General features: G+C 48.9%; 5 protein-coding genes. All 5 read right to left on the bottom strand.

Translation table 11 applies throughout. From position 1 onward, the window contains the following. Positions 1 to 55 precede the first annotated feature (55 nt). The 5 genes from LX69_RS04940 to LX69_RS04920 all read right to left on the bottom strand — a co-directional run bounded on the left by LX69_RS04940 (position 56) and on the right by LX69_RS04920 (position 11,377). Positions 56 to 2,692: a glycoside hydrolase family 3 C-terminal domain-containing protein gene (locus tag LX69_RS04940; RefSeq protein WP_111444719.1), complete on the bottom strand. Its 2,637-nt coding sequence runs from the start codon at positions 2,690 to 2,692 to the stop codon at positions 56 to 58. A 161-nt stretch (positions 2,693 to 2,853) separates the two neighbouring features. Then, complete coding sequence (locus LX69_RS04935; RefSeq protein WP_111444718.1) at positions 2,854 to 5,073, bottom strand: endo-1,4-beta-xylanase; 2,220 nt, start codon at positions 5,071 to 5,073, stop codon at positions 2,854 to 2,856. Positions 5,074 to 5,165: 92 nt separating this feature from the next. Beyond that, positions 5,166 to 6,545: a glycan-binding surface protein gene (locus tag LX69_RS04930; protein WP_111444717.1), complete on the bottom strand. Its 1,380-nt coding sequence runs from the start codon at positions 6,543 to 6,545 to the stop codon at positions 5,166 to 5,168. Positions 6,546 to 6,563: 18 nt separating this feature from the next. Further along, positions 6,564 to 8,198: a RagB/SusD family nutrient uptake outer membrane protein gene (locus LX69_RS04925; RefSeq protein WP_111444716.1), complete on the bottom strand. Its 1,635-nt coding sequence runs from the start codon at positions 8,196 to 8,198 to the stop codon at positions 6,564 to 6,566. A 20-nt stretch (positions 8,199 to 8,218) separates the two neighbouring features. Continuing rightward, positions 8,219 to 11,377, bottom strand: a complete 3,159-nt coding sequence (locus LX69_RS04920) for a SusC/RagA family TonB-linked outer membrane protein (protein WP_111444715.1) — start codon at positions 11,375 to 11,377, stop codon at positions 8,219 to 8,221. Between the last annotated feature and the right edge of the window lie 257 nt (positions 11,378 to 11,634).

Below are 11,634 nucleotides of genomic sequence, written 5' to 3'. Positions count from 1 at the left end.
AGGAAACTCTGAGAACCACAGAGCTTTAATTCGTCTTGTTCTTATAGTCCGTTTTTTATTCCCTGCATACAAAGCTTCCGGTAACCTCAATGTTTTTTTCTACCGCCATCTGCCTGGCCAGTGCTGCCGGTGATGGTTGACCGCCTCCTACTGACAGTTTCATCTGGCCGGCCATCACCTCCTGTTGGTTTTGATGGTTGACAATGGCCATCTGTTCCGGCGTTAGTCTAAAGGTTACCTGTCGGGTTTCTCCTGTGGGGATGGTGACTCTTGCAAATGCTCGCAGGCTGCGAATGGGAGCGCGGGCCACACGCGGGTGCGACAGATAGAGCTGCACCACTTCGTCTCCATCCATCAGACCTTTGTTGGTCACATCCACGGTCACGGTCATGGTATCTCCGGCTGTTATGGATGATGGGATTTGCAGGTTCGAATATGCAAACGTGGTGTAACTGAGTCCGTGGCCAAAGGCAAAGAGCGGCTTGCCCTTGAAGTAACGATAGGTACGGTTCTCCATGCTGTAGTCATTGATGTCGGGCAGTTGGTCCACGCCTTCGTAAAAAGTCACAGGTAGACGACCCGAGGGATTGCAGTCACCAAACAGAATGTCCGCCAGGGCGGTGCCGCCTGCCTGGCCGGGATACCAGGCCTCTACGATGGCCGGTATGTTATCCGCTTCCTTGGGAAGTGATATGGCGCTGCCGTTAAGCAACACCATCACCGTGGGTTTGTTAAGTGTGCGAAGCTCATTGATGAGGTGAATTTGTGCCGGAGGAAGTCCAATGTCAATCCGGTCGCCGCCACTGAAACCCGGGACTGCCACTTTCATCTCTTCACCTTCGAGCAAAGGACTTAGGCCCATGCAAAGGATCACAACATCGGCTTCTTTCGCGGCAGTGATCGCTTCGTCAATCAATGGCTGGCCGGGCTGATCCCACATGAGCTTCACGGTGGCGTATTCCGATTTGTGTTGACGGTAGGTGACAGTCACCGGATAGACCTTGCCGGCTTCCAGTTGATAATAGGTGTATTGCAGTTTGGGGTGATGGATGTCCTTAAATTGGCATATCAGCGAGTCGGCCAGGGTGACCGTAAACTCAGGGAAACCTTCTCCGCCTATGGCATAACGTCCCGAAAATTCGGGGACAATCACCCCGGTCCATTTCACCGAATACGACAATGGACTCATGTCGCTGAAGGGGGCTTTGTCCCACCAGACAAAGTTGATGGTTTTGTCAGTTTGGGTGTGCACAGGTTGGCCGTGGAGTGAGTCGTTGGCAAAGTATTGGGCGGTGAGACCCCGTTCTTGCTTCGTGGCATCGGTGTATAGCACTTTTTCGGGAATCATGCGCATGGTGGGCAGTTCGTCGGCATGGCGGCATCCCTGTGCGTAGGTCACTTCGGCTGTAGGAAGTTTGGCGCGAATGCCCGCATAGGGCGTCACGGGGTTTGACGGGTAGCCATGGTAGTTGCCCAACAACACGTCGGTGTTGTCGGCATTGGGGCCTATGACGGCTATGTTTTTTATGCTTTTTGATAGGGGGAGGGTGTTGTGCTCATTGCGCAACAGCACCATTGACTTTTGAGCGGCTTCGAGGGCCAGTTGTTGGTGTTCGCGACTGTCCACCACTTGATAGGGAATTTTGGACCATTTAACGGTTGCCGGGTCATCAAACATGCCCAGTTTCATCCGGGCCAGCATCAATCGGGTCACGCTAATGTCGATTTCGGATTCGCTGATCAGGCCTTGTTTCACTGCCTTGACCAATGCCGGATAGGTGTCGCCACAATTCAGATCGGTTCCGGCGCGTACGGCCATGGCCGCTGCTTCTTCGGGTGTGGGAACCAATTCGTGCGCGCCTTTGTCGTAAAAGTCACGGATGGCCCAGCAGTCCGATACGATGTAACCGTTAAAACCCCATCGCACACGCAGTAAACTGTCCAGAAAAGTGCTGCCACAGCACGGCTGATCGCGAAAACGGTTGTAAGCGCACATCACTGAATAAACGCCGCTCTCGCGAATGGTTTTGCGGAAATGGGGCGTGTAGGTCTCGTAAAAGTCACGGTCGTTGACCTGTGCATTAAAGCTGTGCCGCGACGACTCGGGGCCACTGTGCACCACAAAATGTTTCACCGTGGCAATGAGCTTGAGGTGGGTGCTGTCGTCACCCTGCAGACCTCGGATAAATGGAACGGCCAGCTCGCCAGATAAATAGGGATCTTCGCCGTAGGTCTCCATGCCTCGTCCCCAGCGTGGGTCGCGGAATATGTTGATGTTGGGCGTCCAAAACGTCAGCCCTTGGTAAATGCCTCGTTTGCCCTGTGCCATAAAGGCGTGGTGTTTGGCTCGCGCTTCATCTGAAATGGCTGTGGCAATGGCGTGCATTTGTGCCGTGTCCCACATGGCGGCCATGCCAATGGCTTGAGGAAACACGGTTGAAATGCCGGCGCGTCCCACGCCGTGCAGGCATTCATTCCACCAGTTGTATTCGGGAATGCCCAGGCGGTCGATGGCCGGTGACTCGTAAACCATCTGACTCACTTTTTCTTCGAGGGTCATCGCGGCAACCAGCGCTTTGGCCCGTTCCTCAAACGTGAGCGTGGGGTCGAGGTATCGCGGGGGGTGCGATGTTTGGCATCCGAATGTCAGCATCAGGGCTAACATCAACGTGGTGAAAAGGTTCCTGTTCATAATCTGTTATGTTTGGGGTTTGTTGTGTCAGGTCGGTTTTATAAACCCCGAGGGTCTTTTAATACCCTCGGGGATTCTGATTTGTTAAACACACAGACCCGACAAACCCATTATCGGCTTGTCAGGTCTTATATAAGTGTCAACAAATGACGAAAAATGCCTTATTCGTCATACTCTAATTCTCCACTAAAGTCGGCACTCACATCTTTTCCGGCCAGGCCGTCGGCAAAATACTTGTAGGCCATTTTGCGTTCGTACTTGGCATCCCACAAGTTGGGCGCATCATCGGGAATCCAGTGTTCATGTTCTTTCTCGTTGTCGCTCACACCCCACACGGTGATGCCAAACTGTTGTGCTGCCGGAACAAGCGCTTTGTACTGATCTACCACAAACTGGTACATCTCGGCCTGTTTTTGGTAATGGTCGGCCGATGGGGCATCGGTTTGCACCTGCACATCCAGCTCGGTAATGCGCACCTGTTTTCCGGTAGCGGCCAGCAGGGTAAACATCTCTTTGATGTTTTCCTTGTTGGTGTTGATGTTGATGTGCATCTGTGTGCCAATGCCATCTACTTTGGCGCCTTTTTCTTCAATGTATGTCACATATTCAATCAGGGCTTTGCACTTGTCGATGTTATGCTCAAGGTTGTAATCGTTGATAAACAACACATCTTCGGCATTCCCATACTGACGAGCCAGTTTGAACGCAGTAACCGCGTAGTCTTTACCCAGATATTTCACCCAATAGAACTCATCGCTGGCAGGTTCGCTCACGTTGCCGTCGCGCAATACTGCATTGTCACCAATGGGCTCGTTCACCACGTCCCAGGCTTTCACGTCGCCCTTGTAGTGTTCCATCATCCCCTTGATCCAGCTCTCCATGGCGGCTCCAATGAGTTGGGTTTTCTCTTCGGCGGTTTTCTCGATGATCGTGTTGGCTGTGGCGGCTTTGAGCTTTGGTGATGCTGCCGCTGATTCTTTTTTAGCCAATACGATGTCATCAATGTAAAATGTGCAAGCTGTTTCTCCAAAATCGAAAATGAACTTGGTGCGATCGTCTTTTGAAGGTTTGATGGTTTTCTCAATTTGAATCCATGTAGTACCAACGTCAATACCGCCGTAGTAATCTCCGTTGTAATCTGCGTTTTGTATTTGTACTTGTAGTTTTGCTGCGGTGGTTGCTTTCACCCAAAATGTACATGTGTATTCTTGATCCAATGTCAGTGCTTCGCTCAGTGTGTAAACTTGTTGCGCACTGTAGTTATTGGCCGCAGTTGGGTTGGTGAGTACCATTGAGTAGCCTTTGTTGCCGTAGCCTTCTCCTTCGGCCGAGATGGCACGCGTTGATTCATTGCCCCAACCTCCCCATCCGTCGAGGTTACCTCCTTCGAAGTTTCCGTTACCAATCAGGTTGATGACGATAGGTGCACCGTCTTTGTCGACGAGTGAAATGGTTGGAACGTCGATGTAATAGGTGACATCTGGCAGGTAACCCAAGTCAAAGTTCATGGTGATATTTGCTTCTTTAAAATCTTCCGGTTTTAAGCTGATTTTGACTTGTTGCCAGGTCGATGTGGTTTCAAATGCTTCGGTCCATGAACCTCCGGTCGCATACCAATCTTTATAAGGATAATTGTTTTCAAGCCCGGCAAATGAAATACGCCCTTTGCCTGGTTGTTCCGATTTAATCCAAAAGGACAACTCGTAATTGTGTTCTTTGACAACTGCTGTGGATGGGGTTTTGATTTGCAAATTATAAGCAGCAGAAGAAGTTGCGCTCGAAATCAATTTTATTGCTTTTGAAGTGCTCGTTAGACCTGCTCCATCAACGATCGTAATCCCTGCTCCGGGGTTTGATCTCTCCCATCCGGTAAATGTCCCATCTTCCAAACCACTGATGTCAATGGCACTGCTGCCGGCAGGCCCGGGAATAATCGTTGGGGCAATCAGTCCGTTCAGGTAGCTCGCATTCTGATTCTGGTGCCACACCAGTGTATGTCCGTACACGCCAAGCCCATTTTCTTTTAGCTTGGCGATCATTTCATCCACTGAATTGAAGTTGATGTCGCCCTTGCTGGTCACCATCGGGCCGTGCTTCATGTGATAGCCGATGGTAATTTCGTCGAAGTTCTCGTTTACGATGTTGGCGTATACTTCATCTTCCATGTAAAGCGTCAGGTCAATGCCGATGCCCAGTTTCATCTCGGCATATTCGTTCAACGCCTTGTAACGCGATATCTTCTCGGCCATCGCCAGTGGAATTTCGGCGGTGGTGATTTGAGACGCCGGGTCGCGGGTTTCCCACTCCATTTTGCTCTCGTCGCACGATGCGACCAGCAAGCTGCCCATTGCCAGGGCGGGTAATATTCTGTTGAGTTTCATACGTTTTTATTTTTTTGTGATAACAACATCCATCCGTTGGCATCAATTATGAAAAATTGATCTGGCGATGGATGTTGTTTTTCTTGTTTTGATCACTCGGCCGTCTCAGGAAAATCCGAATAGGTTGGCGTATTTAATGACACCACACGCCAGTTATCGGTATATACATCGATGGATGTCACCGATGAGGCGAATTCAATTCCTTCATCGGTGGTGCTGCCCGTGATGTTGGATAGCTTAAAGTCGGAGTTTTCAAAATAAAAACCGAAGTTTCTCCATGATGCGGCTTCACGCGCTGCCAATACATTTTCAAAGGTAAATGTCTTGTCAGTGGCCGAGAAGCTGTAAAACTTGTTGAAGGGAATGGTAACGGTTACCCAACCTTCAGTTTGGTATGGCGTTACTGTTTTTTCAACAATCCAGGGCACATAATTGTAGGTATTGCCGCTCCATTCGCCGCCATTGAAACTATTGTAAAGGCAAATTTTCAGGAACCCTGTGTTTGACCATGCTTTGGGCACATATATGTCGAACTGAAAGGCCACTTCGCTGACGGGGGTGGTTGCCGGGATATAAGGGGTTAATTGACCGCGCCAGTCATCCACATCGTTGCCGGCTGTCCACACTTCACTCAGTCGATTTTTGTTTTGACCGAATTCTGCGATGCGAGCCGGGCGATGAGCGCAATACTTCCCTTGTGATGTGTTGCCGATGCCAATTACCGCCGATTCTAGATCATCGGCTTTGATCATGCTTGTAGCTGATCCCCATGAACCATGTGTTCCCAAACCATCAAAGTTGAGCAGAACCCCTTTCTTAAAGTTGAAATATGCCGGCGTGTAAGCACCGCCGTTGGAGCCTTCAATAAAGATGGCTCCACCTTCTTCTGAAACACCTTCGGGCATGGTGACCAACACATATTCACCGTCCGGGTCTGATACGATGCCTTCGGTGACTTCGATGTTGCCGGGAAATACCACCTTGGTGATTTCGGTCAGACCTGATCCGTAAATGATGACGGGTTCGCCCACCTGAGGCATCGTGTGTGAAATGCTTGAAACAGATGGTGCTGCATCTCGAACTTGAAAATCATAGGTTAATTCTGTGCCGCTTTTTACCAACTTGATTTTATTCCGAACCGATGCATCCGCATCCATGATGGGTGTTTTCTTGTCAATTTGAATCAGCATGGAATTGTCTGTCACAAACACCGGATTGAAATAGGTCGAGTGTCCGTTGACATAGACTTTTAGCATTCCGGCCAATCCGGTTCCTTCAATGCGCAACACTTGTCCTTTTCGGACAAAGGTGACCGGACGATCTTTGACGTCCGAATCTGCATCTTCAAGATAAATCCCTATGACGGTGATGGGGGTGCTGCCTGAGTCATCGGAGTCCTTTTCGCAGGCTGTAAAGTTGACCGCTGCCAGTACCATCACCAGCCATAGCCATATATATTTTTTCATTTTCATGATTTCGACGGTTTGTAATTATTCAAATAGATTGATGGGTGCTTCCGTAAATTTGTAAGCAACGGGTGTTTGCTTCAACAACGGGTTTTGAACCATTTCCGATTCCGGATAAGGAAGCAATAAGGAGGCTGCCGTGGCGGTAGCGACTTGCTGTGCCGTGTTTTTATTCCCTATTACGTATTGGTTGCTTTCCCATTTATAACCCACGGAGCGTTCCTGGGTGTCGTTCATGTAGTTGAGCACTTCTTGCTGACGATAGTAACCGCGGCGCACCAGGTCGTACCAGTATTGTCCTTCCATGGCCAGCTCTATGCGGCGTTCGTAACGCAAGTCGTCATAGGTGATTGTACTTTTGGTTTCCATGCCGGCACGTTTACGCACTTCGTTGTAATATTTCAGTGCATTGGCATCGCTCGTTGATGTGTTGTTGCCCATGATGGCTTCGGCATAGTTGAGATACACTTCGGCCAGACGCAACATTTTGGTAGTCAATCCCGAGTTCATCCGTGCCGATACGCCTTCGGTGTCTTTGGTCGATCCTGATACCCCTTTTCGGATATTGCAGCGGTCGGTAGCCTCATAGGTGTAACCCCCTGCGGCTTTGTTCAGCTCCGGATATTTGGCGCCATAGGTGCAAAAGGTGGCATGTAAACGCTTGGTGTCCTGTGTGTCGTATTCCTGAATCATGTCCCATGAGGCATACGTGAAGTAACCCCATGCGGCATCGTTACCGGTGATTTCCGAATTCCAGGCAAAATAAGCTTGTTGCGTGTTGGTGATACCATATTCGGTGGTGCCACCAACCCATTGCAGTGCAAACAGTGATTCGGGATCGTTGTTGCCGGCAATGGTGAACAGATGGGCATAGTCCTTGTTCAGCGTCAGCTCGCTCTCTTCACACACTTTTTGCGCTGCTTTACGAGCCAGTTCCAAATATGTCACATCTCGTACCCCGTCGTTACGGTCGGTGTTATCGCTGATGCCTGCGTACGACAAATAAACCCGCGAGAGCATTCCGTAGGCGCTCCATTTGGTCAATCGCCCCGCTTGGGATGCCGTGGCTGGGAGGTGTTTTGCTGCAAACTCCAAATCGCGGATGGCAAATTCAAACACATCTTTTTGAGGATGGGTGTTGACGATGGGATTGTTCACAAGTGTGCTGTTGTCTTCAATAATGATGACATTTCCCCATAGTGATGCCAGATACCAATAGGCTGTGCCGCGCATAAATCGAGCTTCGGCGATGGCCGTGTTTTTTGATTCTTCGGTAACACCTGTGGCCAAACGATTGATATTGTTGATGGTGTTATTCGACTGTCCTACCACATTGTACAGCGATGCCCATGCCGATACCAATGGCCCGGTCAGTGAGGTTTCGGTGAAATTGGTAAATGGATAAATGTAGTCTGAGTAAGGTGCGAACATATTGTTGGCGCGTCCGTCACCCAACGCATAATAGAATTTGTCATTGAAGTCGAACCATACTTTCCCGTATAGAGCCGAAGTGGCGGCTTGCAATTCGCTTTCGCTGGTGAAGTAATTTTCAAGGGTCAGCCGGTCGTTGGGCTTTATCTCCAGGAAATCTTCGTTACAACCCGTCATGGTGAGCGTGGCGGCTGCCGCCATCGCAAATATCGTTTTATTGATTTTCATGATGAAATGCTTTTTGTGGGTTAGAACGTGAGGTTAACACCAAAGGTGTAAATACGTGGTGAAGGATAACGGCCGTTGTCGATCCCTGTGAGAAGGGCATCCTGGTTGTATGAACCCACTTCGGGGTCGTATCCTTTGTATTTCGTGAAGGTGTAAACGTTTTGCAAGTTTGCATACACTTTCACATTGCTCAGTCCTACGTAATTGATCCATTTATCGGGCAGGTTGTACCCAATCGAAATGTTTTGGATGCGCAGGTAAGATCCATCTTCTACATAGCGGTCGCTCATCCGGTTGTTCGCATTTGATCCGGAAGCCGACATGCGGTACATTTCCGATCCGGTGTTGGTCACTACTAAGTTTCGGATGTCATTGTCGGGGCCATCTGCTCTGATTTTTTCAACCCGTGCGTAATTGAGCGCCTCTTTAAGAAGGTTATGGTTCTCTCGGGGGTTCTCGAGCCAGCGGCGCTGATAATTGATCACATCGTTGCCGTACGAGCCTGTCAGGTTGATGCTTAAATCAATGCCTTTGTATGAGAACGAGTTGCCAATCCCATAAGTGAATTTGGGTTCCGGATTGCCAATGATGGTTCGGTCTGAGTCGTCAATCACACCATCGTTATTGACATCTTTAAAGATGTAATCACCAATCCATGCGCCTGTTTCACTAATGCCAACGCCTTTTGGGCGTGCCACTTCCTTAATGTTGCCTTGCTCGTCTTTATAGTAAAAGTCGGTTGCCTTATCGAAACGGCCGATGACTTTGTATCCATAAAACTGACCGATGGGGTTGCCTACCGAGGTCCGTGTGACGGGGGTAACTTCTGAACCTTCCTGAATGGTTTTATCCAAGGTACCCGATTGGGTGGCCAATTCTAATACCTTATTTCGGTTCAATGAGAATACCAAATTGGTGCGCCATTGGAATCCACGTGTGTCAAGGTTGATGGTGTTCAGAGTCAATTCAATCCCTTTGTTTTCCAATGATCCCACGTTCGCCCAGGGCGCTGATGTTGAACCTTGCCCTGTGGTTCCCACATACGCAGGGAGGGGCAATACCAACAAAAGGTCTTTGGTCTCTTTGTAATATATGTCGGCAATGAATTCAACCCGGTTTCTGAACAAGTTGACATCTAAACCCAAGTTACTCGAATAAGTGGTTTCCCATTTCAAATCGGGGTTAGCGGTGTTGCCACTGATTTGTCCTGTTCCCCATACGGTGGTCACGGATGCCATGGTCGAGGTGTATGCATAGTCGGTTACGTTTTGGTTACCCACAGCACCCCAGCCCAATCGCAACTTTAGGTTGTTAATTACCGGATGGTCTTGCAAAAATGACTCATTCGAAATTTTCCAGGCCAAGGCGGCTGAAGGGAAGGTTCCCCAGCGATTGCCTTCCTTAAATTTTGAGGAGCCATCATGACGTAAAGTGGCTGTCAATAAATATCGGTCGTTGAACGAATAGAACAGACGGCCAAAATAGGATTGAATGGCACTTCCGCCGCTGTTGCCATTGGCTTTGGCTGTGGAGCCGTCTCCGGCATTCAGATCATGTGCCATGTTGTTCAAAAAGCCACTGCGGTAACCATATAAGTATTCCCAATGTGACTTTTGCATCTCCTGTCCCAACATCATGGTGACGTTGTGGATGTCTGCAAATGTTTTGTTGTAATTCAGGATGTTACGCCATGACCAAAACTTGTTGTACGATTTGGAGCGTTCTGATTCAATGGTTTCATTGGTGATGGCACCGAACTTATAGGAGGGCATAAATTTATAACTATTGGTAATGCCCATGTCACTCGAATGCTCGGTTTTAAATGTCAGACCCTCTATGATGGTCGCCTCGGCATACACGTTGCTGCGTAATCCGGTTTTTTCGTTCTCGTTCTCGCGCATCATGGCCATCCCTACCGGGTTGGTTTGCACATACATGTCAGTGTCAGGACCGTCAAATGATCCGTCTGCACTGCGTACGGCCACGTTGGGTGTCTGCTTCATCGCGGTCTTGATCAGGTTGTTGTCGTCAACCGTTACATTTTGATACGAGTTGCTCAATGCAAAGGTCACGCCCATTTTTAACCACGATTTTACTTGTGAGTCAAAGTTCCCACGTAGGTTGATCCGCTCAAAACCTGATCCGATGGCAATACCGTCCTGATCCAGGTAACCGGCACTCAATGAATAGAGGTTTTTCTCGTTTCCGCCGGTTACCGACAGGTTGTGGCTGGTCATCTTGGCTGTTTTAAACAGCTCGTTCTGCCAGTCGGTGCCTTCGCCCAATAAATCTGCTCGTACAAAGTAATCATCGCCGGTGACGATGTTGGCTGCTGCGCGTGCATTTTTGTGTTCCGCATATTCGCGCAAATTCAATAAATCCAATCGCGTCGGGATTTGTTGAAATCCAATGTAGCCATCGTAATTAATTTTTGCTTCGCCGCTTTGTCCGCGCTTGGTGGTGATAAGAATCACTCCGTTGGCTGCACGTGATCCGTAAATTGCCGTTGCTGAAGCATCTTTTAAGATGTCCATCGATACGATGTCCGAGGGGTTGATTGATGATAATGCATTTTCGCTGCTCGAACTGGTCGAGCCGTCAATCACCACCCCGTCAATCACGAAGATGGGTTCGTTGGAGGCGTTCAGTGAGTTAATCCCCCGGATGCGAATGGATGAGCTACCCCCGGGTGTGCCCGAGTTTTGCTGAATTTGCACCCCTGCTGCACGACCCTGAAGAACCTGGTCGATGGAGGTTGGTACCGATTTTTGAATCGCATCGCTCGATACCGACACCATTGAACCCGTCACATCTGTGCGTTTCATTTGGCCGTAACCCACGACCACCACTTCATCCAGACCCAAATTATCTTCATTCAGCACCACGTTGATGGTGGTTTGATTGCCAACGGTAATTTCTTTGGCTTCAAACCCAATGAACGAATACACCAAAATTGAGGTACTCGATGGGGCGTTCAGTTCGTACGTTCCCATTCCCGTGGTGATGGTGCCTGTGGTGGTTCCTTTTACCACTATGGAGACGCCCGGCAACGGGTCTCCGTTTTTGTCCTTTACACTTCCCGTTACCCTGACGTTTTGCGCCTGGGCTAACAAGTGTACCGCCAGAAAGAGAACCACTGTCAGGATGGCTCCCTTCCTAAATCCACTTCTTTTTCTCATAAATAATTTAATTTTAATGTGTGAATAGCCTTTGTCAGATGCTAATTCGCTAATGAATGTTAATTGTAAAGCTACTCACTGCAAACAGATGTTAATATCAGGTTTGTATCAGATGCTTGTCGTTTTTGTAACATTTTTTAAGAGGGGGCTTGTGATTTTGAAACATTTACTGTCAATGGCGTAACATGAATGTGGCTAATGTGATGAAAATTAGGTGTGTGGATTGTTTGGCTGCCGAACGTCGTTTTTTTTACTTG

It is taken from the genome of Breznakibacter xylanolyticus (genome assembly GCF_003254275.1).
Lineage (GTDB): Bacteria > Bacteroidota > Bacteroidia > Bacteroidales > Marinilabiliaceae > Breznakibacter > Breznakibacter xylanolyticus.
The sequence above is the reverse complement of the archived record's forward strand: the minus strand, read 5'-3'. Positions and strand labels throughout refer to the sequence as shown.

Excerpts from the sequence above, each read along its gene's own strand:
- LX69_RS04925 (WP_111444716.1), bottom strand. The coding sequence starts at position 8,198 with ATGAAAATCAATAAAACGATATTTGCGATGGCGGCAGCCGCCACGCTC.
- LX69_RS04940 (WP_111444719.1), bottom strand. The coding sequence starts at position 2,692 with ATGAACAGGAACCTTTTCACCACGTTGATGTTAGCCCTGATGCTGACA.
- LX69_RS04930 (WP_111444717.1), bottom strand. The coding sequence starts at position 6,545 with ATGAAAATGAAAAAATATATATGGCTATGGCTGGTGATGGTACTGGCA.
- LX69_RS04920 (WP_111444715.1), bottom strand. The coding sequence starts at position 11,377 with ATGAGAAAAAGAAGTGGATTTAGGAAGGGAGCCATCCTGACAGTGGTT.
- LX69_RS04935 (WP_111444718.1), bottom strand. The coding sequence starts at position 5,073 with ATGAAACTCAACAGAATATTACCCGCCCTGGCAATGGGCAGCTTGCTG.